Origin of the sequence: Lentzea albida (assembly GCF_900111005.1) — a bacterium.
Lineage (GTDB): Bacteria > Actinomycetota > Actinomycetes > Mycobacteriales > Pseudonocardiaceae > Lentzea > Lentzea albida.
In genome coordinates this window covers 201630-224852 of sequence record NZ_FOFV01000011.1, presented here as the reverse complement: position 1 = coordinate 224852, position 23223 = coordinate 201630, and the positions used below count along the sequence as shown (strand labels likewise).

The 23223-nt window shown below is 71.7% G+C and carries 28 protein-coding genes; 7 read left to right on the top strand and 21 right to left on the bottom strand.

The features are described 5' to 3' along the window. Positions 1 to 8: 8 nt before the first annotated feature. The gene (locus BMY74_RS26515; RefSeq protein WP_089920701.1) at positions 9 to 875 is read right to left on the bottom strand and encodes an SDR family NAD(P)-dependent oxidoreductase; all 867 of its coding nucleotides are present in this window, start codon (positions 873 to 875) and stop codon (positions 9 to 11) included. 144 nt (positions 876 to 1019) lie between these two features. On the opposite strand from BMY74_RS26515, the gene BMY74_RS26510 reads away from it, so the two are divergent. Continuing rightward, the gene (locus BMY74_RS26510) at positions 1020 to 3899 is read left to right on the top strand and encodes an NACHT domain-containing protein (RefSeq protein WP_089920699.1); all 2880 of its coding nucleotides are present in this window, start codon (positions 1020 to 1022) and stop codon (positions 3897 to 3899) included. Here BMY74_RS26510 and BMY74_RS44335 read toward each other — a convergent pair. Together BMY74_RS44335 and BMY74_RS26500 are read right to left on the bottom strand one after the other, a co-directional pair. Continuing rightward, complete coding sequence (locus tag BMY74_RS44335) at positions 3847 to 4113, bottom strand: hypothetical protein (RefSeq protein ID WP_143091715.1); 267 nt, start codon at positions 4111 to 4113, stop codon at positions 3847 to 3849. The two genes, BMY74_RS26510 and BMY74_RS44335, sit on opposite strands and share 53 nt — an antisense overlap. 2 nt (positions 4114 to 4115) lie before the next feature. Next, the gene (locus BMY74_RS26500; protein ID WP_089920695.1) at positions 4116 to 5060 is read right to left on the bottom strand and encodes a helix-turn-helix transcriptional regulator; all 945 of its coding nucleotides are present in this window, start codon (positions 5058 to 5060) and stop codon (positions 4116 to 4118) included. 91 nt (positions 5061 to 5151) lie between these two features. Here BMY74_RS26500 and BMY74_RS26495 point away from each other — a divergent pair, with 91 nt between their 5' ends. Then, on the top strand, positions 5152 to 5901 hold the full coding sequence (locus BMY74_RS26495) for a ZIP family metal transporter (RefSeq protein WP_089920693.1): 750 nt from the start codon (positions 5152 to 5154) through the stop codon (positions 5899 to 5901). A 15-nt stretch (positions 5902 to 5916) separates the two neighbouring features. On the opposite strand, the gene BMY74_RS26490 is transcribed toward BMY74_RS26495, so the two are convergent. The 3 genes from BMY74_RS26490 to BMY74_RS26480 all read right to left on the bottom strand — a co-directional run bounded on the left by BMY74_RS26490 (position 5917) and on the right by BMY74_RS26480 (position 7781). After that, positions 5917 to 6546: a class I SAM-dependent methyltransferase gene (locus tag BMY74_RS26490; protein WP_089920691.1), complete on the bottom strand. Its 630-nt coding sequence runs from the start codon at positions 6544 to 6546 to the stop codon at positions 5917 to 5919. 61 nt (positions 6547 to 6607) lie between these two features. Continuing rightward, positions 6608 to 7306 carry an SDR family NAD(P)-dependent oxidoreductase gene (locus BMY74_RS26485; protein WP_089920688.1) on the bottom strand — a complete coding sequence of 233 codons (699 nt, stop codon included), beginning with the start codon at positions 7304 to 7306 and terminating at the stop codon, positions 6608 to 6610. A 103-nt stretch (positions 7307 to 7409) separates the two neighbouring features. Further along, positions 7410 to 7781, bottom strand: coding sequence for a DoxX family protein (locus tag BMY74_RS26480; protein WP_089920686.1), 372 nt, complete (start codon positions 7779 to 7781; stop codon positions 7410 to 7412). Positions 7782 to 7881: 100 nt separating this feature from the next. Between BMY74_RS26480 and BMY74_RS26475 the strand changes: the two genes are divergently transcribed. After that, on the top strand, positions 7882 to 8745 hold the full coding sequence (locus tag BMY74_RS26475) for a ferredoxin family protein (protein ID WP_089920928.1): 864 nt from the start codon (positions 7882 to 7884) through the stop codon (positions 8743 to 8745). A gap of 79 nt (positions 8746 to 8824) precedes the next feature. Further along, on the top strand, positions 8825 to 9346 hold the full coding sequence (locus tag BMY74_RS26470; protein WP_177229928.1) for an AAA family ATPase: 522 nt from the start codon (positions 8825 to 8827) through the stop codon (positions 9344 to 9346). On the opposite strand, the gene BMY74_RS26465 is transcribed toward BMY74_RS26470, so the two are convergent. Together BMY74_RS26465 and BMY74_RS44330 are read right to left on the bottom strand one after the other, a co-directional pair. Continuing rightward, positions 9338 to 9949, bottom strand: a complete 612-nt coding sequence (locus tag BMY74_RS26465) for a TetR/AcrR family transcriptional regulator (RefSeq protein WP_245786374.1) — start codon at positions 9947 to 9949, stop codon at positions 9338 to 9340. The two genes, BMY74_RS26470 and BMY74_RS26465, sit on opposite strands and share 9 nt — an antisense overlap. Beyond that, positions 9936 to 10142, bottom strand: coding sequence for a hypothetical protein (locus BMY74_RS44330; protein ID WP_143091714.1), 207 nt, complete (start codon positions 10140 to 10142; stop codon positions 9936 to 9938). Before BMY74_RS44330 ends, BMY74_RS26465 begins: the two co-directional genes overlap by 14 nt. Positions 10143 to 10168: 26 nt before the next feature. Here BMY74_RS44330 and BMY74_RS26460 point away from each other — a divergent pair, with 26 nt between their 5' ends. Next, a complete protein-coding gene (locus BMY74_RS26460; protein WP_089920682.1) occupies positions 10169 to 10687 on the top strand; it encodes a CGNR zinc finger domain-containing protein in 519 nt (172 codons plus the stop codon). On the opposite strand, the gene BMY74_RS26455 is transcribed toward BMY74_RS26460, so the two are convergent. After that, entirely contained in the window at positions 10671 to 11183 is a 513-nt protein-coding gene (locus BMY74_RS26455; RefSeq protein ID WP_143091713.1) for a hypothetical protein, read from the bottom strand. The two genes, BMY74_RS26460 and BMY74_RS26455, sit on opposite strands and share 17 nt — an antisense overlap. A gap of 50 nt (positions 11184 to 11233) precedes the next feature. Here BMY74_RS26455 and BMY74_RS26450 point away from each other — a divergent pair, with 50 nt between their 5' ends. After that, the gene (locus tag BMY74_RS26450) at positions 11234 to 12661 is read left to right on the top strand and encodes an amidase (RefSeq protein ID WP_089920678.1); all 1428 of its coding nucleotides are present in this window, start codon (positions 11234 to 11236) and stop codon (positions 12659 to 12661) included. A 36-nt stretch (positions 12662 to 12697) separates the two neighbouring features. Here BMY74_RS26450 and BMY74_RS26445 read toward each other — a convergent pair whose 3' ends face one another. The 6 genes from BMY74_RS26445 to BMY74_RS26420 form a co-directional block, all read right to left on the bottom strand. Then, positions 12698 to 13780 carry a hypothetical protein gene (locus BMY74_RS26445; protein WP_089920676.1) on the bottom strand — a complete coding sequence of 361 codons (1083 nt, stop codon included), beginning with the start codon at positions 13778 to 13780 and terminating at the stop codon, positions 12698 to 12700. Positions 13781 to 13864: 84 nt separating this feature from the next. After that, positions 13865 to 15139, bottom strand: a complete 1275-nt coding sequence (locus tag BMY74_RS26440; protein WP_089920674.1) for an RNA polymerase sigma factor — start codon at positions 15137 to 15139, stop codon at positions 13865 to 13867. 29 nt (positions 15140 to 15168) lie between these two features. Next, complete coding sequence (locus BMY74_RS26435) at positions 15169 to 15591, bottom strand: YciI family protein (protein ID WP_089920672.1); 423 nt, start codon at positions 15589 to 15591, stop codon at positions 15169 to 15171. 179 nt (positions 15592 to 15770) lie between these two features. Then, positions 15771 to 16967 carry an SPFH domain-containing protein gene (locus BMY74_RS26430; protein WP_177229935.1) on the bottom strand — a complete coding sequence of 399 codons (1197 nt, stop codon included), beginning with the start codon at positions 16965 to 16967 and terminating at the stop codon, positions 15771 to 15773. Between the two features lie 46 nt (positions 16968 to 17013). Continuing rightward, positions 17014 to 17439, bottom strand: coding sequence for an NfeD family protein (locus tag BMY74_RS26425; RefSeq protein WP_089920668.1), 426 nt, complete (start codon positions 17437 to 17439; stop codon positions 17014 to 17016). A gap of 157 nt (positions 17440 to 17596) precedes the next feature. Then, entirely contained in the window at positions 17597 to 18403 is an 807-nt protein-coding gene (locus BMY74_RS26420; RefSeq protein ID WP_089920666.1) for a DUF3097 domain-containing protein, read from the bottom strand. Between the two features lie 145 nt (positions 18404 to 18548). Here BMY74_RS26420 and BMY74_RS26415 point away from each other — a divergent pair, with 145 nt between their 5' ends. Further along, a complete protein-coding gene (locus tag BMY74_RS26415; RefSeq protein WP_089920664.1) occupies positions 18549 to 19652 on the top strand; it encodes an alpha/beta hydrolase in 1104 nt (367 codons plus the stop codon). Positions 19653 to 19663: 11 nt separating this feature from the next. Here the strand turns inward: BMY74_RS26415 and BMY74_RS26410 are convergent, their stop codons facing one another. The 6 genes from BMY74_RS26410 to BMY74_RS26385 all read right to left on the bottom strand — a co-directional run bounded on the left by BMY74_RS26410 (position 19664) and on the right by BMY74_RS26385 (position 23174). Continuing rightward, positions 19664 to 20239 (bottom strand): TetR/AcrR family transcriptional regulator, encoded by a 576-nt coding sequence (locus BMY74_RS26410; RefSeq protein ID WP_089920662.1) that lies wholly within the window; start codon positions 20237 to 20239, stop codon positions 19664 to 19666. A gap of 82 nt (positions 20240 to 20321) precedes the next feature. Further along, a complete protein-coding gene (locus BMY74_RS26405) occupies positions 20322 to 21023 on the bottom strand; it encodes an aminoglycoside phosphotransferase family protein (protein ID WP_089920660.1) in 702 nt (233 codons plus the stop codon). Between the two features lie 5 nt (positions 21024 to 21028). After that, on the bottom strand, positions 21029 to 21457 hold the full coding sequence (locus tag BMY74_RS26400) for a hypothetical protein (RefSeq protein ID WP_089920659.1): 429 nt from the start codon (positions 21455 to 21457) through the stop codon (positions 21029 to 21031). A 155-nt stretch (positions 21458 to 21612) separates the two neighbouring features. Continuing rightward, complete coding sequence (locus tag BMY74_RS26395; protein WP_089920657.1) at positions 21613 to 21855, bottom strand: hypothetical protein; 243 nt, start codon at positions 21853 to 21855, stop codon at positions 21613 to 21615. Then, positions 21821 to 22606 carry an SCO1664 family protein gene (locus BMY74_RS26390; protein WP_089920655.1) on the bottom strand — a complete coding sequence of 262 codons (786 nt, stop codon included), beginning with the start codon at positions 22604 to 22606 and terminating at the stop codon, positions 21821 to 21823. Before BMY74_RS26390 ends, BMY74_RS26395 begins: the two co-directional genes overlap by 35 nt. Position 22607: 1 nt before the next feature. Beyond that, the gene (locus BMY74_RS26385) at positions 22608 to 23174 is read right to left on the bottom strand and encodes a DUF3090 domain-containing protein (RefSeq protein ID WP_089920653.1); all 567 of its coding nucleotides are present in this window, start codon (positions 23172 to 23174) and stop codon (positions 22608 to 22610) included. Positions 23175 to 23223: the final 49 nt, after the last annotated feature.

Here is a 23223-nt window from a genome sequence, read left to right as displayed (position 1 = left end):
TGTCCAGCTTAATTGGATACGCCATCCGGAATGCGGTGGAGTGGTGCGTGCCTCTCGCTGTGGCGGCGTACGGCTTGTTGGACGCGGGGGTCTCGGGCGGCGTGGTGGGGTGTGACGGGGGTGGTGTCGGGTCCGAGGACGGTGCCGGTGGTGAGGGTGGCGTCGGTGGCGGCGCGGATCGAGGAGCGGGCGGCGAGGGAGGCGGGGCCGGAGGTGGATCGTTCGAAGGTGCGGCGGACGAACGGCCAGGCGAGTCGCAGGGCGGGTGAGACGACCTTGGGGTCGGTGAGGGTGCCGTTGGTCATGTCGGTGGCGGCGGCGCCGGGGTCGGCGGCGAGGACGGGGACGGTGGTCTGCCGGTGGGCGAGGTCGAGGGTGTAGGCGAGGTTCGCGAGCTTGGCGCGTCCGTACCAGTGGAAGGAGTAGTAGTCGCCGGGTGGTTCGACTTCGTGGAAGTTCGTCTTGGCCACGACGACGGCTTTGGAGGTCACGTTGACGACGCGGCCGGTGATGACGGGGAGCAGTGTTTCGGTGAGCAGGTAGGGCGAGAGGTGGTTGACGAGGAAGGAGCCTTCGACGCCGTTGATGTGGGTGTGGTCGGCGAACATGGCGCCGACGTTGTTGACGAGGACGGTGAGTTCTCCTTCGGCTGCGATGCGGGCGCCGAGGGTGCGTACTTCGTCGAGTGAGGAGAGGTCGGCCTGCAGGAAGCGGGCGGTCTCCCCTCCCCTGGTGTTGATGGCGTGGACGGCGTTGGCGCCGCGTTCGGGGTTGCGGCCGACGACGGTGACGGCGTAGCCGGTTTCGGCGAGTGCGAGGGCGGTGTGGAGTCCGATGCCGCCGGTGCCGGCGGTGATGACTGCTGTGGGGGTCATGCCACTCCTCAATTCGGATAGCTCATCCACTTGTTGTGGCTGACGCTAGCACACATGCGGATGGACTATCCGTTTCGCGGGGGTGGCTGGTCTGATGGTGTTGTTCCCGGGCTGGCCGAGCCGGAGGTCCGGTAGACATTCCGGGTGCGGAGGACCTACAGCTACAACGAGGCGGTCACGATCCTCGGCGGTCGTGAGCACCCGGTGATCGCCGCGATGGACAAACTCCTGGGCGGCGCGTTGCTCGCGGGGTCGCTGGGCCTGTGGACCGTGCTGGACCTGTTCGACGCCAAGCCGGACTTCGTCCGCCTGAGCAACGACCTGCTCACCAAGCTCTCGGCGAGGCGCCGGGGCGTCAGCCGTCACACGCGTACGCAGCAGCTGCACGCCGCGCACGCGGTCCTGGTGATGACGGCGTTCTTCGAGGCCTACGAGGAGCAGCGGTTCGCGGTGAAACTGACCCCGCAGGACCGCGAGCTGGTCGCCTCGTACAACCCGTGGGAGTTGGAGCTGCCGCTGCCGTCGGTGGACCGTTCGCACGAGGAGAACCTGGCCCTTCTGAGCCGTCTGTACGGGGATCTCGCCGACCACCTGCTTCGCGGTGTGACAGGTCTGGCTTCGTGGGACGCGCTGGACGACACCGGGCAGGAGCGCCTGCGCGCGGCCCTCGGCCGCACGGCGAAGCGGGCGGCGGAGCGGTACCGGGAGCTGCTGGGGCAGTTCGCCGCCGAGTACCCCGAGATCCGGTTCTGGGTCGCGGTCGAGGACGGCCGTGCGACGCGCAAGGCGCTGGCGCGACTGGAGGACGTCCTGCGCGACACCACCACGGACCTGACGCCGGACGTGCGGCTCACGGAGCTGGCGGGGGTGTACCGGGGTGCGTTGCGGCGTCCGCTGGTGAAGCCGGCCGAGGTGCCGGGCGACGTTCGGATTCCGGCGCTGGCCGAGGCGTACGTGGATCCGCGGTTCCAGGTCGTGGCCGATGTCGACCGGGCGTGGGCGCCGTCGTTGCTGGCGGCGTGGGACGACGTGCCGGTCCGTGACGACCTGTACGCCTACCTCGCGGGTCACCTGACGTCACCGCGGGCGGTGTCCGCTCCCCTGCTGGTGCTGGGTGATCCGGGGTCGGGCAAGTCGGTGTTCACGGAGATGCTGGCGGCGCGGTTGCCCGCGTCGGACTTCGCCGTGGTGCGGGTGGAACTGCGGTGCGCCCCGGCCGGCTGCACCCTGGAGGAGCAGATCGAGCACGGCCTGCGCACGTTGCTGCACGAGCAGGTGAGCTGGGCGGAGTTCTGCCGCACCACGGGCGGTGCGCTGCCGGTGGTGGCGCTGGACGGGTTCGACGAGCTGCTGCAGGCGACCGGGGTGAACCAGACCCGCTACCTGACGACGATCGCGGCCTTCCAGCAGCGGCTGGAGGACATGGGCAGGCCGGCTGTGTTCGTGGTGACGAGCCGGATGAGCGTGTGCGCGGGGCTGGAGCTGCCCGGGGACACGCACGTGGTGCGGCTGATGCCGTTCGACGACGGCCAGGTGCGCGCCTGGCTCGATGTGTGGAACGCCGCCAACCGCCCCCTGCCCGCCGAGACCGTGCTGCGCTACCCCGACCTCGCCTCACAGCCGCTGCTGCTGTTGATGCTGGCGTTGTACGACGCGGTGGACAGCACGTTCCAGCGCGACCACCTGCGGCTGAGCCGCGCCCAGCTGTACGGACGGCTGCTGGCGAGGTTCGCCGAACGCGAGGTCACCAAGACCGCGGCGGACCGGTCCGGGGCCGACCTGGCGGAGGACGTCGAGTTCGAGCTGGACCGGCTGTCGGTGGTGGCACTGGCGATGTTCAACCGGGGCGTGCAGTGGGTCGCCGAGCACGACGTGACCGCGGACCTGGCGCAGTTGCTCGGCGTCGACTCCCCGCAGCGGATGAAGGGGACGCGCACTCCCCTGTCGGCCGGTGAGACGGTGCTCGGGCGCTTCTTCTTCGTGCAGCGCACGGAGTCCATCCGCGAGGACCGGACCACGCTGCGCACCTACGAGTTCCTGCACGCGACGTTCGGCGAGTACCTGGTGGCGCGGTTCGTGTGGAACCGGCTGACCGAGCTGCGGCGGATGGACGAGGCACGTCCCAAGCGCAAGGTCATGACCGACGACACCGAGCTGTACTCGGTGCTGTCGTTCGCCGCGCTGACGTCGAGCAAGCCGGTGCTGGACTTCCTGAAGGAGTTGGCGGCCGGCTCCGACCGGGACGGGTTGTTCGCACTCGTGGCGCAGCAGCTCTACTGGAGGGACCGGTCGCGAACCTCGCGCGGCACCTACCTGCCGCACCTGCTGACCGACTCGGTGCGGGACGCGAAGTACTCGCTGAACCTGGTCGTGCTGGCGTTGGTGCTGCGCGGGAAGTGCTACTCCGACGAGCTCGCGCTGGAGGTGGACGACTGGCGGCGGCTGACGCTGTTCTGGAAGTCGCGGCTGCCGTCGAACGAGTGGGCGGGCGTGGTGCTGTGGCTGTGGGTGGAGCGGGACGCCGAGCGGCACTTCTCCGTGTGCCTGAACCGCCGCGAACGCGAGCTTCAGGCGGAGTGGTTGCTGATGGCGGAGCCGTACGTGACCTTGGACGAGGTCGCCATGACGTTGCGGGACGCGGTGACGCCACTGGCGTCCGAGCACGGTATCCAGGTGACGGCGGCGCTGGTCGCCCTGATGGCCACACCGGTGGACAAGTGCCTGCCCGCGCTCCAGCGGCTGCACGAGGCCGACGGGGGCGGCGAGGTGTTCAGGCGTGAGTTCTACCTGCGGCTGGGCACCGGAGGGAACGACACCGAGCTTGTGCGGCTTTTCGGGTTGCCGGATGTCATCGACGACATCGGGGTCGTGGTGGAAGGGCTGCTGCGGTTCCACGAACGCGGGGGTGACAGGGCCTTGCTCACGTTCTACCTGAGCGGGCTTTCCGTTGCGGGGCTGCGGCCTGATCTGCTCACGCGGGCCAGGCGGGCGGCGGAGACTCTGGGCGTCCAGTTGAAGTGGTGAGCTCCACGGCCAGTGCCGCCAGCTCCCCCTCGGTCAGGTCCCTCTCCCCCACCCGCCGCAACAACTCGCTGCGCGAGCACACCACGACGGCACCGGGCCGCCGTCCCAGCTCCGCGGCCGCCACGATCTCCGGCGAGCCGTTGTGCACGACCAGGATCGGGTCGGGCGTGTCGGTGTAGAGCAGGCGCTCGATGTCCCGTCCGGTGATGGCCATGCTCAGTCTTGTACGGCTCGGGCGTAGCGGGCCGCAAGAGAGCGAACGTGTGCCACGAGCTCGGGTGGTGAGGTGACCTCGAAGTCGAGGCCGAGCATGCCCACCCAGACGGCGAGGGTCTCGACGGAGTCGGAGCCGGTCACGAAGACGCAGGTGCTGTCGTCGACGGCTTCGACGGTGCCGATGGAGGCGTTGATGCGGGCGGCGACGACGTCGGCCGGCGCGTGGACTAGGACGCGGGCCTGCACGCGCCAGGCGGCCTGGCTGGCGCGTGCGGCGACGTAGGTGGTGGCGTCGAAGTCCCGTGGGGTGAAGCGGGGGCCGTGCGGGGGCTGGGGCGGGGTGATGCGGTCGACGCGGAAGCTGCGCCAGTCCTGCTTGTCGGCGTCCCAGGCGACGAGGTACCAGCGGCGGCCCCAGTTGACGAGGCGGTGGGGTTCGACGCGGCGGCGGGTGGGGACGCCGTCGTGGGAGCTGTAGTCGAAGCGGAGGGTGTCGCTGTCGCGGCAGGCGGCGGCGAGGGTCGAGAGGAGTTCGGGGTCCAGGGCCGGTGCCGGGGTGTCGCGGGGCACGGACTCGACCTGTTCGAGGGCGGAGACGCGGTGGCGCAGCCGGGAGGGCAGGACCTGTTCGAGCTTGAGCAGCGCCCTCAGGGAGACCTCTTCGAGGCCGGTGACGGCGTTGGTGCGCAGGGCCGCGGCGACGGCGACGGCCTCGTTGTCGTCGAGGAGCAGGGGTGGGAGTTCGGCTCCGGCGCCGAGGCGGTAGCCGCCGAACGTGCCGGTGGTGGCGTTGACCGGGTAGCCGAGCTCGCGCAGCCGGTCGACGTCGCGGCGGACGGTGCGGGGGCTGATCTGCAGTTCGTCGGCGAGTTCGCTGCCCTGCCAGTCGCGGCGGGACTGCAGCAGGGCGAGCAGGCGCAGCAGCCGGGCCGAGGTCTCCAACATGGACCCACACTTTAGGACAGTTCCTGTCCCCAACGCGCGGTGGTGAGCCGCGGTGAGGTGTACGTGGGCAAGATCCAGGTCATCCGGGGGCATGCCACAGTGGGTCGAAGCGGGTGTCTGGGGACTGGCGGGCGGCGGCGCGCTCGTGGTGGGGGCGCTCGTCGCCTGGTTCGTGCGGGTGCCGCGGGACGTGGTCGCCGTGGTGATGGCGTTCGGTGCCGGGGTGCTGATCGCGGCGGCGTCGTTCGAGCTGGTGGACGAGGCGGAGAGGACCGGTGGCCTGCTCCCGACCGCGGCCGGGTTCCTGGGCGGGGCGGTGGCGTACGTGCTGGCCAACGTCCTGCTCGCCCGGTACGGCGCGCGGCACCGCAAGCGCAGCACCGATCAGCCGACGGAGTCCGAGCAGGCCGGCAGCGGCACGGCGATCGCGGTCGGCGCGCTGCTCGACGGCGTGCCGGAGTCGGTGGTGCTGGGCGTGTCGTTGCTCGGTGGTGGCGGCGTCGGCGTGGCGATGCTCGCGGCGGTGGTCATCTCGAACGTGCCGGAGGGGCTCTCCAGCGTGGCGGGCATGAAACAGGCGGGGCGCGGGCCGAGGTACGTGTTCGGGGTGTGGGGTGTGATCGCGGTGGCGAGCGGGGTGTCGGCCGCACTGGGCAACCTGCTGCTCGACGGCGCCTCGCCGCAGCTCGTCGCCGTGATCACGGCGGTGGCGGCGGGGGCGATCCTGGCGATGGTCGCGGACACGATGATCCCCGAGGCGTTCGACCGCGCCCACCTCTACACGGGACTGTGCACGACGGCGGGGTTCCTGACGGCGTTCGTGGTGGAACGCCTCGGCTAGAAGTGTGCCGCGGAGCTAGGCGCGCCAGACCGTGGCGCCGCGGGTCTCGGTGCTCTCCAGCGTCAACGGCACCGGCACCTCGTAGCGGGCCAGCGCCGTGAACCGGCCGGGCGGCAGGTGCGCGCGGTCGGGGTCGCCGAGCAGCACCAGCGCGCCCCGTGCGGCGGCCCTGGCCAGGAACGGCAGCACGAGCGCGGTGATCTCGCCGTCGTAGAACACGTCTCCCGCCAGCACGACGTCGGCGCCGTGGGCGTCGCTGTCGAGCTGGTCGCCGCCGAGCGTGGCGACGGTGACGCCGTTGGCCGCGGCGTTGAGCCCCACGGCGGTCAGGGCGAGCGGGTCGATGTCGTTGGCCGTCACCGAGTCGGCGCCGGCCAGCGCGGCGGCGATCGCGACGAGACCGGAGCCGGACGCCAGGTCGAACACCTTCTTGTCGCGCACCAGGCCCGCGTGGTCGAGCAGGTGCCGTGCCAGGGCCTGGCCGCCCGCCCACGGGAACGCCCAGAACGGCGGCTGGTCGTGGCGGGTGAGCTCCCACAGGTCCATCGCCTCGGCCGCGCTGTGCAGCGACACCTCCGGCACCAGCGGCACGGGCGTCAGCGTCGTGTGGGCGAGCACGAAGTCGGTGAGCGTGGGCGCGGACATGACGGAGAAGCCTACGGGCAGGCCGGAGGCCCGCCGCAGAGGCGAAAGGCCTCGCGCGCGGTCACATGCCGCCCGCGACCCGCAGGATCGCGCCCGTCGTGTACGAGGCCTCGTCGGAGAGCAGCCACGCGATGGCGTTCGCGATCTCGCCGGCCTCGCCGGGACGTCCGAGCGGGATGCGGGAGGCGACGCGGTCGGGGCGGTCGGGCACACCGGAGAGCCGGTGGATGTCGGTGCGCACGGTGCCGGGCTGCACGCAGTTGACCCGGATCCCGCTCGGCGCGAGCTCCTTGGCCAGGCCGATCGTCAACGCGTCCACGGCGGCCTTGGTGGCGGCGTAGTGCACGTACTCCCCCGGGCTGCCCAGCGTCGCCGCCCCCGACGACACGTTCACGATCGACCCGCGGGTCATCCGCCGCGCCGCCTCCCGCGCGACGAAGAACGCGCCGACGACGTTGACGTCGACCACGCGGCGCAGGTGCTCGGTGCGCAGCTGGGCGAGCGGCCCGACCGGGGAGGTGACGCCGGCGTTGTTGACCACGCCGGTGACGTCCTCGCCCGCCGCGTCGAACAAGCGCGCCACGTCGTCCTCGTCGGTGGTGTCGGCGCGCACGGCGAGCACCCCGAGTTCCTTCTCGAGCAGCCGCGCCTCGTCCTCGGCCTGGCGGTAGCCGATCACGACGCGGTGGCCGTCGCGCACGAGCCTGCGGGCGGTCGCGGCACCGATGCCCCGGCTTCCCCCGGTGATCACCGTTGTCATGCCGCCACCCTAACTTCGGGACCGGCACCGGCTGGTGGGGCGCGCGAACGCGGTGGTATCCCGGCGAGGACCCACCGCACTTCCACCCTGGGGCCGGAAGGGGTTAGAGCTGACCGAACCGCACGACCGCGACGAACACCGCCAGCGCGAACAACACGGCGTTGATCGGCAGCGTGGCCTTCTCGCCGCGCCGCAGGTGCGTGACCGCCGCCCCGGCCTGCACCACCGCGAGGCCCGCCGCGGCGATCGGGGTCAGGACCGGCGCGACGCCGGTGAGCCACGGCAGCACCAGGCCGAGCGCGCCCGCGACCTCGACCGCGCCGATGCCCTTGACCTGACCGGACGTGAAGTCCCCCGCCCACGCCATGCGCGGCTCAGCGAGCAGGTCCTGTTTCGTCTTCGCCAGCTTGGTGAAGCCCGCCATGAGGTACAGGGCGGCCAGAACACCCGACACGATCCACACCACGACGTTCATGACCGGAAACCTAGTGATTCGGACGGCGATGTCCTACATCACACCCGACCGAGTAAGGGTGTCCTTACTCATCACCCGAACGGCCCTATAGAGTGTGCAGATGAGGTGCTCGATACTCTCCGACTTCGCGGGCGAACCGCTGGCCGGCACGGCCGCGACCGCGACGGCGTGGCTGTGCCTGGAGCAGCCCGGCCCGTGGGGCCGCGACGCGCTGACCGAGAGCCACCTCGACCCGGAACTGGGTGCCGAGCTGCAGCGCCGCGCCGACGGCACCGGGGTGCGCATCCTGCTGATCCGCCGCCCCGGCAAGCACGCCGACGACCACGTGCCCGCACGCCGCCGCCTGTACCTGGCCTCGACGAAGCCCGGTGGATCATGGCTGGAACAGGCCGATCTCGCCTCGCCGGAGGAGGCCCTCGAGCTCGACTTCGCGGCACTGGGCGCGGGCCGTTCCACCGCGTTCGGCACGCCGGTCGACGATCCGCTGCTGCTGGTCTGCACGAACAGCAAACGCGACGTCTGCTGCGCCCTGTACGGCCGTCCGATCGCCACCGCGCTGAACCTGTGGGAGTGCACCCACACCGGCGGTCACCGCTTCGCGCCCACCGGCGTGCTGCTGCCCACCGGTCACCTGTACGGGCGACTCGACCACCGTTTGGCGCAGCGCGTCGTCACGGAGGGCATCGTCGCCGACCGGTGCCGGGGCCGCTCCTGCTTCACCCCCCGGGGTCAGGTCGCCGAGGTCGCCGTGCGGCAGCAGATCGGGGAGACCCGCGACGTGCTCACCGTCGTGGCCGAGACCGGGGACTCCGCGACGGTGCGGCACGCCGACGGCCGCGAGTGGCGGGTGGCGCTGACCGAGAAGTCCGTGCCGCCGCGGCCGGCGAGCTGCGGCAAGTCCCCCGACGTCGCCATCGCGCTGGTGGCGACGGCGATCGACGAGCTGGTGCGCGTCTGCCGCTGAACGCCGGGGGTGACGGGCCGCCGCCCGGCCGCCCCTGCCGCCCGACGAGACCTCCGGGCCACGGCCTAGGCTCGGCCGGGTGCCCAGGCTGATCCACCTCAACGGTCCCACCGGCGTCGGCAAGTCCACGATCGCCGCCCGCTACGCCGCCGACCACCCCCGCACGCTCAACCTCGACGCCGACGAGATCGTCCGGCTGGTCGGCGCGTGGGAGGACGACTTCTCCGGCGCGGTGAACCTGGTGCGCCCGCTGGCGATCACGATGGCGACCACGCACCTGCGCTCCGGTCACGACGTCGTCATGCCGCAGCTGATCACCGACCGCTCCCAGAGCGACGCGTTCGCCCGGGCGGCGGCGTCGGCGGGCGCCGAGTACGTCGAGTTCGTGCTGCTCGCCTCGCCCGAGACCACGATCGACCGGTTCCAGGCGCGCGAGCACCACATCGACCGGGCCGTCGAGGCCATGGGCGGGGTGGCGGTCATCCGCCGCATCCACACCCACCTCGCCGCCTACCTCACGCCCGACTCGGTCGTCGTCGACACCGACACCGCCGACGTGGAGCGCACCTACGAGGCGCTGCTGGCGGCCCTGTCAGCCTGACTCCGCCGGACGCCGCGGCACGGCGGCGGTGTTCGGCGCGGTCGCGGAGAACACGCCGATCCCCAGCGCGTACGGGTCGTCAAGGCCCACCGTCTCGAGCGTCTCGGCCGGCAGGGCGAGCAGCGAGATGGCCACCCCGAGGAAGTAGGCGTCGAGCAGGCCGGTGTCGCGCACGGTCGAGGGCAGGCCCGCGGCCTGCTGCAGGGCTGCGGCGGCCTCGGCGTTGGCGAGCACCATGCCCGACAGCGCCGCCCGCACCCCCGGACGGCGCACGGCCTCCAGGTAGAGCTCGACCATCGCGAGCATCTGGGTCGGGTCGTCGGCGACCGCGCGGCGCAGCAGGGCCGGGTAGAGCTCGGCGACGTCGCTCGCGGTGACGTCGGGCGGGGTGGTCTCGCGCAGGCGCTGCACGGCGGCCTGGTGCAGGGAAGTCATGCGGGCCGCGCAGGCGGTGAGGATCGCCTCGCGGGTCGGGAAGTAGTTCTTGGTGGTGCCGAGGGGGACGCCGGCCTCGCGGTCGATCGCGCGGTGGGTCAGGCCCCGGCCGCCGTCCACCGCGAGGATCTGGATCGCGGTGTCGCACAGAAGATCACGACGGCTCACGGTCCGGGACACTAGCAAGATCACCGCCGGTCCGGCGTGCCGGGGCGAACGCGCTGGTCCCGGCGGTGGCGGTGACGGTCCCGCGTTCGAGCACGAGGAACAGGCCGCACACGCAGCGGACGTAGGCGACGGTGCCGTGCCGGGAGACGGCGGAGGTGGCGGGCCAGTGGCAGGCGGGGCAGGTGGCGATCATGGATCCCAGCGTGCTGTCATGGTCTAGTGCATTTCAACCCTTACGGCGGGGCGGCGGCGGAACTCGCCGCGAAGCTGGTCAACGCCGACCCGGCACTGCCCCTGCTCGACGTGCTGAAATCGTCGGACTACAAGCCCCTGGGCTCGCTCGACGCACGTCAGGAACGTGACGTACGAGACTGGGTCGAGCGGCTGCGGCAGGTGTTCCGCGAGCCCACCGTCGAGCTGCTCAACGACCTGCTCGCCCGCTCCTCGACCACGCACTACATCTCCACGCACGACGGACGCGCCCCGCACCTGCACTACGCCCGCGAGGACGCGCCGACCGACGTGCGCGTGAAGGCCTACACCGCCGCGGGCATGGCGGCGTTGTTCTGCGAGGACGCCGGGCGCATCGGCGTCTGCGGGCGCGACGGCTGCGACACGGTGTTCGTCGACACCAGCCGCAACGGCAAGAGGCGCTTCTGCTCCACCAAATGCGCCAACCGCGTCGCCGTCGCCAACCACCGCACGAGGACGACCGCGGCGCTCAGCCGGTCACGTTGAGCAGCCGCCGCGGCCGGTAGTTGTCCGTCGCGGAGATCCCGTAGCGCAGCACGCGGTACGTGGTGCCGTAGGTGCTGCGCTGCTCGTAGGCGTGATACGCCGTCCTGTACGGGTCGGCCCACTTCTCGAAGATCACCACGTGCCGTCCGTCGGCGGTGTCACCGGTGGTGTTGACGACGATGTCGCCCCACCGCAGGTCGGCCATCGCGATCGGCGCGGAGTGCAGCCGGTCCGCGAGGTCGATGGTGATCTTGCCCGGCGCGTCGATCCTCGCCGCCATCGACACGTAGCCGGAGCAGTCCTGCCGGTACCCCTGCAACCCCACGCTCTGGCTGTAGGGCACCGGTCCCCCGCCCGGCCCCGCCGTCAGCCACGACTTCGCGCGGGCGATCACCTCGGCGCGCGACACCTGCGGGTAGGCGTGCGCGGGTGCCGTCGACACCAGGGTCGTGCTCACCGCGACCAGGACCGCGGCGGCCATCGCGAGGACTCTCATGTGTGCTTCTCCCATTCCGTAGATCACCAGCGGGCGCTTAGGGTCGGCCCATGGAGCCGTCAGAGCTGTCGGAGCTGTGTTTCGCGGGCGTCGCCGCACAGGCGCGCGCCGTGCGATCCGGTCAGGTGAGCGCGCGGGAACTGGTCGCGGAACACCTGCGCCGCATCGAGCGGATCGACCCGGGGCTCAACGCGTTCCGCCTGGTCTTCGCCGACCAGGCCCTCGAGGAGGCGGCACGGCTCGACGCCCGCGGCTCCGGGGACCTGCCGTTGCGGGGCGTGCCGATCGCGGTCAAGGAGGACATCGCGATCGCGGGCCTGCCCACGACCAAGGGCACCAACGCCGCCCGCACCCCGCAGCCGGCCGATTCCGCGATCGTGGCCCGGCTGCGCGCGGCCGGAGCGGTGGTCATCGGCCGCACCCGCATGCCCGAACTGGGGCTGTGGCCCCACACCGAGAGCTCCTGGGCGGGCCCGACGCGCAACCCGTGGTCGCCGACCCACTCGCCCGGCGGATCGAGCGGAGGCTCGGCCGCCGCGGTGGCGGCAGGACTCGCCGCCGCGGCGATCGGCACCGACGGGGCCGGATCGATCCGCATCCCGTCGGCCGTCACGGGCCTGTTCGGGCTCAAGCCCCAGCGCGGCCGCGTCTCGCTGTCCCCCGAACCGCAGATGCTCGGCGGACTCGTCGTGGCCGGGCCGATCACCCGCACCGTGCAGGACTGGGCGCTGGTCGCCGACCAGATCCGCGGCGCCGCCCCCGGTGACGCGCACGTCGCCCACCCGCCGCGCACGAGCTTCACCCAGGCCGCGCGCACGGACCCGGGCAGGCTGCGGATCGGAGTGTCGCTGCGGCCGTGGGGTCCGGGCATCACCATCGACGGCGAGGTCCGCGACGCCGTGCAGGACACCGCCGCGCTGCTCACCGACCTCGGCCACGACGTGGTGCGCCTGGACCCGCCGATGCGCGATGTCACCGCCTCGACCCGGTTCGCCGTGCGCTACCTGCACAACGCCCACCTGGCCCGCACCGGCATGGAGTTCCCGGACCTGGTCGAGCCCCGCACCCGCGCGGTCGGCGAGCTGGGCCGCCGGGTGCCGCGCGGGGTGGCGCGGTGGGCGTGCGGTGGCGACGCCGACCTCACCGCGTACGCGAACCGGATCTTCACCTCGGTCGACGTGCTGCTCACCCCGGCGCTGACCCGCCCGCCGATCCGCGTCGGCGAGTGGGACGGCCGCGGCGCGTTCACGGCGTTGCTCGCGGCCTCGCACTACACGACGTTCCTGCCGCTGTGGAACATCACCGGCAACCCCGCCGCCTCGGTCCCGGCGGGCCGCACGTCGCAGGGACTGCCGCTCGCGGTGCAGCTCGTGGGCCGCCAGCACGACGAGTGCACGCTGCTGTCGGTGTCCGCCCAGCTCGAGCGCGCCCGGCCGTGGGCGGACCGGATCCCCTCCGGCCTCGATCATGCGAACTAGGATATTACGACTACGTACTATCCGAGGTGGGATCGGTCAGAAGCCGCGGCGGGACAACTCGTCGAGCAGTTCCCGGTCGGCGACGTGGCGGGACTTGATGTGGTCCAGGTAGTCGGCGAACGCGTCGGGCTGCAGACCGCGTAGTTGCGCGAGCCATTCCACGACCAGGTCCTGCTCCTCGATCCCCCGCCGCGCCAGCTCGACCTCGACGATGCGCCGGTAGACCTCGACCGCGAGCCGGCTGCCGTCCTGCACGAGATGCTGCACCAGCTCCGCGCGCAACGGCGGCCAGTCGTCGGTGTGCACGACCAGGGCCCGCGCCTTGAGGTAGACGTCGAGGTTCGGGCGCAGGAAGAACGCCTCCCGGCACACCTGCACCGCCCGCCCGGGCGAGCCGCGGCGCAGGTGCTCCTCCACGGCGAGGTCGATCAGCCGCAGCGCCGCGCCCCGGCCGCCGACGGCCCGCAGGCCTCGCTCCACCCACTCCAGGGCTTCGTCGGAGCGGTCGTTGTCGCGCAGCACGGTCGCGACCTGGAGGTAGTGCCAGCCCGAGGACAGGTCCTTCGACAGCACGAGCAGCTGCAGGTCGACGTCCTCGGTGTACTCGGCGAGCTCCTCCATGACGCGCAGCAACGCCCAGCGGGCGCGGTCGTAGCGGCCGGTCTCACCGAACCCGATCACCGGCAGCGGCTCGAACAACGCCACCGCCCGCTCCCGGTAGGTGGCCAGTCCCTCGTCGTCGAGCGCGCGGGCATAGGCGGCGAGGCTGACGTCGGGCGCCTCGGGGTGGTGCAGCTGCAGGTCGAGCAGCCAGTCGGCGAGCCGCCGCGGGTCGGGGGCGGTCTCGGCGCAGGCTCGGGCGTGGGTGGTCAGGACGCGGTGGGCCAGTTCGGCGAGCTCGACGCGGTGCCGGCGGCTGGCGGCGACCCCGTCGGCCAGCTGGGTGACGATCTCCTCGATCAGGGCGACGAGCCGCGGGCCGGGGTCGGTGACGAGCAGGGACTGCAGTTCGACCGACACCGCCGTCAGGGCCTGCCAGCGGGCGGGCCAGGCAGCGTCGTCCGCCTCGTCGTCGGCCTCGACGAGCGCGGAGGCGACGGTGGCGGGCAGCGAGTCCATTCACAACATCATTCCCGTGTCACCCGGTCGAGTGCCACCGATGTCCCCCGTACGATTTAAGGTTCACCCTCCGTGGCGGATCGCCTACAGTTCGGCCAGCTTGCGGGCCAGCACGGCGCGTTCGCGTTCGTTGCCGCAGAGACGAACGGCCTGCTCCAGCGCGGTGCGGGCCTCGTCGACGCGGCCCAGGCGGCGCAGCAACTCTCCGCGCACACCCGGCAGCTGGTGCGAGTCCTTGAACGCGTCGCTGCCCGCGAGGGAGTCGACGAGCGGCAGGGCGGCGGCGGGCCCCTGGGCCATCGAGACGGCGACCGCGCGGTTGAGGTCCACGACCGGGGACGGGGCGAGACGGCCCAAGCCGTCGTAGAGGGCGACGATGCGGACCCAGTTCGTCTCCTGCACCGAGGACGCCAGCGCGTGGCACTCCGCGATCGCGGCCTGCAGCCCGTAGTAGCCGTACCCGCGGCCGGCGTCGGTGGCCTTGGCGAGCGCGGCGCGGCCGCGGGCGATGGCGGAGCGGTCCCAGCGACGCCGGTCCTGTTCCTGCAGCAGCACGGTCTCGCCGTCGGGGCCGCGGCGGGCCGGGAACCGCGCGGCGGTCAGTTCGAGCAACGCGAGCAGGCTGTGCACCTCGGGTTCCTCGGGCATCAGCCGCGACAGGATCCGGGCGAGCCGTTGCGCCTCGCCGGCGAGGTCGAAGCGGATGACCTCGTCACCGGAGCTGGCGGAGGAACCCTCGGTGAAGATCAGGTAGACCACGCTGAGCACCTGCGCCAGGCGCGCGGGCCGTTCGCTCACCGGCGGCACCTCGAACGGCACCCCCGCCGCCCCGAGGGTCTTCTTGGCCCGCGTGATGCGCGCCTGCACCGTCGCCGTCGGCACCAGGAACGCCCGCGCGATCTCGTCGCTGGTCAGACCGCCGATCACGCGCAACGTCAGCGCCACCCCGGCCTCCCGCGACAGCACCGGGTGGCAGGAGGTGAACATCAGGGCGAGGGTGTCGTCGTCGATCTGGTCCGGGTCCCACAGCACGTCGTCGGGCGCGGGACCGGGTTCAGCGCCGGTGAGCGCGCCGCCTTCGGGCAGGTGGTGAGCCATGGCCGCGTACTTCTCGTCGCGGGCGCTGCGGCGGCGGAACGCGTCGATCGCGCGGCGCCGGCCGACGGTGAGCAGCCAGCCCGCCGGGTTGTTCGGCACACCCTCGCGCGGCCACGTCACCAGCGCTTCGGCGAGGGCTTCCTGCGCGAGGTCCTCGGCGAGGGCGAAGTCGCCGGTGTAGCGGGTGAGCGCACCGATGATCCTCGCGGAGTCGATGCGCCACACCGCGGCTACGGCCTTGCGTCCCGTGGGGTCGCTCATGGCGCCCAAAGTAGTTCAGGCGCGGAAACTCAGAGCTGGCCGGTGGACTCTCGCCACGCCCGTTCCTTCTTGATCCACTCGTTGTCCTGCGGGAACTCGTCGATCGTCGGCACGCGGCGGATCTCGGTCTTGAACCCGGCGGCGGTCATCGGGGTGCGCTTGGCCCACTCGATCGCGTCCTGGATGGTGGGGACGTTGATCAGGTAGAAGCCGTTGAACAGCTCCTTGGTCTCCCCGTACGGGCCGTCGGTGACCACGGGAGGCTCGGAGGAGAAGTCGACGACCACGCCCTCCTCGGCCGGCGCGAGGCCTTCGGCGGCGACGAGGACGCCCGCGTTGATGAGCTCCTCGTTGAACCGGCCGACGGTCTCGAGCATCTGGTCGAAGTCGATCTCGCCGAGGTTGCCCCAGGCCTCGTCGGAGGTCACGCGCCAGATCAGCATGAACTTCATGGTCAGTCTCTCCCGGGTGGTTCGTGCGGGTCCCTTGTGGACCCTTTCACGCCCAGGTCGAACGGGCGGGTGCTTCGATCGACACGCGCCCGGAAAAAATCTGGAACTTTCTGTTTCCGCTGGTCACACAGAGGAGCGGCCCACCCCGGTGATCGGGGTGGGCCGCTCGCGGGTGGTGCTCAGAGCCGTTCGTCGGGCTGGTGCAGCGACCGGGGCTGCTCCGCCTCCAGCTCCGGGACCGGGGACGGCGCGGCCACCGGACGCGGCGGGGTGCCCAGCGGGCCGGGCACCTCCTGACGCGCCACCGCCTCCGCGGCGGCGACGGCCTCCGCGACCTTCGGGTCCGACTTGAGGTCGAACCACGCGGCGACCGACTCGTCGTCGTCCTCGGGCTTGGGCCGCTCGGTGTCGTCGGCCGGTGCCTCGTAGCGGAACACGCCGTCGTCACCGGGTGCGCCGAGCATGCGGGCGAACCCTTCGAGGGCCTTGCCGTAGTCGGACGGGATCATCCAGACCTTGTTCGCGTCGCCCTGCGCCATCTGCGGCAGCGTCTGCAGGTACTGGTAGGCCAGCACCTCCGGGGTGGGCTTGCCGTCCTTGATCGCACCGAAGACCTTCTCGATGGCCTTGGCCTGACCCTGGGCCTGCAGGTAGCGGGCGGCGCGCTCACCCTGCGCGCGCAGGATCTGCGACTGCCGCTCACCCTCGGCCGACAGGATCGCGGCCTGCTTGGCACCCTCCGCGGCGAGGATCTGCGACTGCTTCTGGCCCTCGGCGGTCTTGATCGAGGACTCGCGCTGGCCCTCGGCGGTGAGGATCATGGCGCGCTTCTCGCGGTCGGCGCGCATCTGCTTCTCCATCGAGTCCTGGATGGAGGGCGGCGGGTCGATCGACTTGAGCTCGACGCGGGCCACGCGCAGGCCCCAGCGGCCGGTGGCCTCGTCCAGCACACCGCGCAGCTGGCCGTTGATGTGGTCGCGGGAGGTCAGGGTCTCCTCGAGGCTCATGCCGCCGACGAGGTTGCGCAGCGTGGTGATGGTGAGCTGCTCGACACCGACGATGTAGTTGGAGATCTCGTACACCGCCGAGCGCGGGTCGGTGACCTGGAAGTACACGACCGTGTCGATGGAGACGGTGAGGTTGTCCTGAGTGATCACCGGCTGCGGCGGGAACGACACGACCTGCTCGCGCAGGTCGATGCGGGCGCGCACCTTGTCGATGAACGGGACCATGATGTTGAGGCCGGGTGCCGCGGTGGTGCGGAAACGGCCGAGGCGTTCGATGACGGCGGCCTGCGCCTGCGGGATGACCAGCACGGACTTGACGGCGATGGTCAGCACGAAGATCGCGATGACGGCGACGATCACGAGGGTGATCGGGTCCAACTCGGTTCACATCCTTCTTGGGTTCGCACCCAGGGGGTCACACCGCGGCGATGACGACGGCGGTGGCTCCCGAGATCTCGACAACGGTGACGGCTTCGCCTTCTTCGACCACGGACCCGTCGAGGGTGCGCGCGCTCCAGGTGTCGCCGCCGATCTTCACCTGCCCGCCGTGCTCGTCCACCTTCGTCACCGCGACGGCTCTGCTGCCCAGCAGCGCCTCGTGGTGCATCCGCACGTTCGACCCGAGCTGCAGCCGCTTCTTGAGCAGCGGCCGGGCCGTGACGATCAGGCCCAGCGACGAGGCCGCGAACACGAGCACGCTCACCAGGTCGGCGGCACCCAGTGCGGACACGCCCGCGGCGGCCAGCGCGGCGGCGCCGAGCATGACCAGCACGAAGTCACCGGAGAGAACCTCGGCGACGACGAGCAGTATCCCGACGATCAGCCAGATCAGCGCGGCCATGAGCCCATACATACACCAACGGGGACCACGCAGCGTGAAGATTCACCGTGCTGGGCCCCGGACCGTTGCGAAATCGATCATCCGGCGGTGCCGCGACCACGCGGCGCCGTTCGCGCAGCCGGTGACGTGGGCCTTTCGCGAGTGCGCTGCGCGCGGGTCAGTCCTGGGGCACGGTGACGAAGTCGATGAGCCGTTCGACGGCGCCGAGCAGGTCGGACTCGATGTCCTTGTAGCTGCTCACGGCGCCCAGGACGCGCTGCCAGCCCTCCCACGTCTCGCCCCAGCCGAGCCGGGCGCACACGCCGGTCTTCCAGTCGGTGCCCCGCGGCACGCTCGGCCAGGCCTCGATCTTGACGGCCGCTGGTTTGACGGCCTGCCAGATGTCGACGTAGGGGTGGCCGGTGACCAGCACGTTCTCGTCGGTGATGCCGTCGACGATGCGCTGTTCCTTGGAGCGGGCGACGAGGTGGTCGACCAGGACGCCGAGGCGGCGGTGCGGGGCGGGGCCGAACTCGGTGACCAGGCGCGGGAGGTCGTCGACGCCGTGCAGGGGTTCGACGACGACGCCCTCGACGCGCAGGTCGTGGCCCCAGACGCGTTCGACGAGCTCGGCGTCGTGCTTGCCCTCGACCCAGATGCGGCTGGCCTTGGCGGTCTGCGCGCGCAGCCCTTCGACGCGCACCGAACCCGACGCGCTGGTCCGGGGCTTCTGCGCCTGCGGCATCGGCTTGACGAGGGTGACGGGCTTGCCGTCGACGAGGAACCCGGCGGGGTTGAGCGGGAACAGCCGGTGGCGGCCGTGGCGGTCCTCCAGCACGACCTGGCCGTACTCGAACTTCACGACGGCCCCGCAGAAGCCGCTGGCGGGGTCCTCGACGACGAGGCCGGGTTCGGCCGTGATCTCGGGGACCTTCTTGCGCTTCGGGTTCGACAGGACGTCGCGGCCGTAGTCGTGGGAACGCACGCACGGAACCCTAGCGCGGCGATCACCGCGCCGGTGCACCCGTGCACGGCACCAGCCCTCGTTCTTGACTGGAAATCAAGACGGTCCTAGCGTTCGTCTCCATCAGCTCTTGATCGCGAGTCAAGAAAGTCGGATGGGGTGGGCAATGGACACTTCGGCGGAGAAGGACAGCCCTGCCGCGGCGGTGCGGCGGGACGTGTGGTTCGAGTCCGGCGGCGTGCGGTGCGCGGCGTGGCTGTACGTGCCGGCGGCGGACGGCGGGCCTCGGCCGCTGGTGGTCATGGCGCACGGGCTGGGTGCGGTGCGGGAGTGGCGGCTGGACGCATTCGCGCAGCGGTTCGCCGCGCAGGGGTGGGTGGTGCTGGTGTTCGACTACCGGTACCTGGGGGCCAGCGAAGGAACTCCTCGTCAGTTGCTCGACATCGGCGACCAGCTCGACGACTGGCGGGCGGCGCTGGCCTACGGCCGGTCGCTGCCGGAGGTCGACCCGGACCAGGTCGCGGTGTGGGGGACCTCGTTCGGCGGCGGGCACGTGCTGCGGGTGGCGAGCGAGGACCACGGCGTGGCCGCGGTGGTGGCCCAGTGTCCGTTCACCGACGGTCCGGCGTCGTTGCTCTCCCGCTTGCGGTCCGGCCCGGTGAGCATGATCGGGCTCGTCGTCGCCGCCGTCCTCGATGTCGTGGGGTCGGTGTTCGGGGCGAAGCCGGTGCTGGCCCCGGTGGTCGGGGTGTGGTGGATGCCCGCCTTCCTGGTGTCGCCGACCGCGATCGCCGCGGCGTCCAGGCTGATCCCGGCGGGGTCGCGGCTCTCGCCTCGCACCGCCGGGGTCCTGTCCCGCATCCCGGCCGTGGGCAGGGGGCTGTCCCCGACCGTCGAGACGGCCGGGGAGCCGTTCCGCCCCGGCGACACCGCTGTCGGCCGCGACACCATCTGGGGCGTCTTGACGGGCTCGGGCGGCGGTGACAGCGCCAACGCGATCGCGGCCCGGCTCGCGTTGCGGCTACCGCTGTACCGGCCGGGCAAGGACCTGCGCAAGATCGCCGCGGCGGCCCTGTTGTGCGTGTGCGACGACGACCGCGCCGCCCCCGCGCGCACCACGGCCCGCCTCGCGGCCGGGCGCGACCACGTCCAGGTCAACCACTACGACGGTGACCACTTCGACATCTACGTCGGTGACCTGTTCGAGCGCGCCGTCGCGGACCAGGTCCAGTTCCTCACGGCCCGGTTCACGGCCGCGGCGAGCCGGTAGCGCCCGCCGCGTCACCGGGAGTCGGCGGAACCCGGCACGGCGGCGATGCCACGGGCGCTGCGGACCAGCGTCTCGACGACGGCGCGATCGCCCTCGGCGTCGCCTGTGTGCGTCAGCATCCCTTCGACGACGAACACGCCGATCCGGGTCATCGCGTCCTGTTCGGCCTCCGGCACCCCCAACGCGGCCAGGTGCCACCGCAGGACCGCCTCGACCTGCGCGTGGAAGCCGTCGTGCCACACCCGCAGCGACTCCGACGCAGCGACCCTGGCGTGCACCGTCGTGATCAGCCGGTCTACCCGCCGCAGCTCGCCGACGGCCCACAGCAACTGCTCGACCGGCGGTTCGGCCGAGCGTTGCGCCACGCCGGCCAGGAACTGCGCGAACAGCGCGTCCAGGACGGCGACCAGTACCTCGTCCTTGTCCTTGAAGTACCAGTAGACGGTGTTGGAGGTCACCCCCGCCTCGCGCCCGATCCGCGCCACCGTCGTGGAGTCGTAGCCCTCGTCCACGAACAACCGCGTGGCCGCGGCGACGATCTCGCCGCGCTTCTCTTCCCGGTCCTGCGGGCGTCGGTTACGCGGCATCCCCTACCTGGCCAGATCGGTCGCGCTGGAACCCCACTGTAAGGGGGCACGGACGTCCCGGCGAGGCCGGGTGATCACCGCGCTAGCCGTAGAAGGGCTTGAAGGCGGCGAGCCACTCGTGGACGCGGTCGAGGTCGACGTCGGCGCCGTGCAGGTCGTAGCCGCCGTGCACGAAGTCGAGCCAGTCGACGGCCGGGTCGCCGACGCAGGCACGGGGGTCGATGGCGACGGGGCCGTGCGGGCCTTGCAGGACGTTGCCGGGGTGCATGTCGCCGTGCAGCAGCACGGGCGGGATGTCGTCCTCGGCGAGTTTGCGGGCGCGGTGGTGTTCGGTGGCGTAGTAGGTGCCGGTGCGGCGGGTCAGCACCGTTTCGAACAGGAAGTCGACGCGGGCTTTGAGGGGCGGGAAGCCCTTCGGGCTGGCCTGGTGCAGGTGCGGGACGACCTTGGCGGGCTCGGCGGCGGGGGTGCCGGGGTCGATGGTGTCGAGCAGCAGCGCGCCGCGGGTGAGGTCGGTGTCGAGGAGGCCGACCACGGCGGGGGTGGCGGCCCAGGCGGTGAGGGCGCGGGCCTCGTGCCGGGCTATGTCGTGGTCGGGGGTGAGTTTGAGGACCGCGGTGGTGCACCGGAACGTGGCGCCGGTGCCGCCGGGCATGTGCCGCACGACCGTGAGGTCCCAGCGGGCGGTGAGGGTGGCGAGGAGGTCGGGCAGCGCGTCGACCCAGGCGTTCACGTCGGTGCCGAAACGGCGGACCAGGCGGGCTCTGGCGTCCTCATCGATCACTCAACTCAGAGTAGCGAGTCCGCTCCCGACTGGCGGCGGAACTGGTAGTCGGCCAGGGCCGGGCGCCACAGCGCGTTGGCGTCGAAGCAGGTGGAGAGCAGTTTCAGGTCGGCGCCGTCGCCGGCGATGGCGACCTTGCCGTCGACGACCCATCGGCCCCACGGCAGCAGCGGCACGGGCCAGCCCGCGATGACGAGCCGGTCGCACACCAGGCGCTGCAGGCGTCCGCCGTCGTTGTCGACGACGACGGCGGGGGTGTCGAGGTCGAGGTCGCGGACGGTGGCGAGCGGGTAGCGGCGGACGCCGATGTCGCCGAGCGCGTCGGTGCCGGGACCGATGAGGTGCACGGGCCCGAAGCGCCGCGCCAGGCACGTCGCGGCCCGCGCGCCGAGACCGGCGGCGCCCACCACGACGATCCGTTCGAAATAGCTCATGTCACCGTGTCCCGCAGTCGCGATTCGACTGTTCACGCAGGTCAGAACGCTTTACAGAAGATAGGGGCACGATGATCGACACGTCAAACCCCGGCAGCGTCTCAACTGGGGCGTGGATCGATGGGCACCGAATGGATCTCCGATGGCGGCCACGCTCAGTAGGTGACGGTGATCGTGCGGGCGGGCCCGTCGGCCTCGATGGTGCCGCCGACGGGGATGACGACCTGCGTCAGCGGGCTGCTGTTGCCGACGAACGGCTTGGGTCGCGCCCGTCGTGCGGGTCGCGGGTGCTCGACGAGCGTGAGGCCGAACTCGGTCCTCAGGCGCCGCAGGCCCGGTTCGTGCGGCAGTGACGCGGCGGCGTCAGAACGCGGGCCAGGGGATGGCGGGCCAGTCACCGGAGGGCTCGGGGTAGACGCCGTCGGCGAGCAGTTTGTCGACGCGCTCCCCCACGGCCCGGACCTCGGCGCGGGTGAGGTGGTCGTGCAACGTCTCCCCCAGCTGCGAGTCGAGCGAGGACCGCAGGCGGCGCAGCGTCTCGACGACGGTGCCGGGCAGCGGTTCGCGGGCCCAGCCCCACAGCACGGTGCGGAGTTTGGGTTCGGTGTGCAGGCAGATGCCGTGGTCGACGCCGTGCACGGAGCCGTCGAGGGCGTGCAGGACGTGGCCGCCCTTGCGGTCGGCGTTGTTGACGACGACGTCGAAGGCGGACATCTCGGCGATGCGGGGGTGGTCGGCGTGCACGAGCACGGCGGGTTCGCCGAAGCGGTCGTGGGCGTGGAAGACGGGGATCCAGCCTGGTTCGACGTCGTCGGCGGCGACGATGTCGACGAGTTCGTCCTCCTCGCGGGTCTCGACCCACAGCTGGACCATGCCGCTGCCGAACGGGCCGGGGCGCAGCACGGTGGGCGGGACGAGGCCGAAGGACGCGGCGGAGATCAGGTAGGTGGCCACCTCGCGGCCGGCGAGCGTGCCGTCGGGGAAGTCCCACAGCGGCCGTTCGCCTCGCACGGGCTTGTAGACGCACTGGGCGTCGACGCCGTCCAACGAGATCTTGCAGAACAAGGTGGCGTTGGAGGCGTCGACCAGGCGTCCCTCGACCTCGATGCGGCCGTGTTCGAGCAGGTGCAGGGCCGCGGAGGTGTCCACGTCAGTCTTCTTCGGTGCGGCGGTAGCCGTTCTGCCGCGGGCAGATGTGGCCGTCCGCGTCGAGCGGTTCGGCGCACAGCGGGCACGGTTTGCGGCCGGCGTTGACGACGCGGTCGGCGCGTTCGGCGAAGGCCCGGGCGGCGGACGGCGACAGGAAGACCCGCACGGCGTCGGGGCCCTCCTCGGTGTCGTCGAGCACGACGGCCTCGTCGACCTCCTCCTCGGAGATCGCGAGCAGCTCGATGACGACCGCCTTGGACTCGGCGTCCCAGCCGAGGCCCATGGTGCCGACCCGGAACTCCTCCTCGACGGGGACGTCGAGGGGCTGGGTGTCGAGGTCGTCGGGAGGGGCGTCGTCGGGCACGTCGGTGCCGAAGCGGCGGTGCACCTCCTCGAGCAGCGAGCCGATGCGTTCGGCGAGGACCTGGACCTGCTGCTTTTCCAGGGCGACGCTGATCAACCTGCTCTGCTCGGAGGCCTGCAGGTAGAAGGTGCGGTCGCCGGGCTGCCCGACGGTCCCTGCGATGAACCGGTCGGGTGCGCGGAATACGTGAATGACGCGAGCCATGGCAGATACGACCCTAGGCCACGCGGAGATCGTCGGCAGGTCCTCCCCC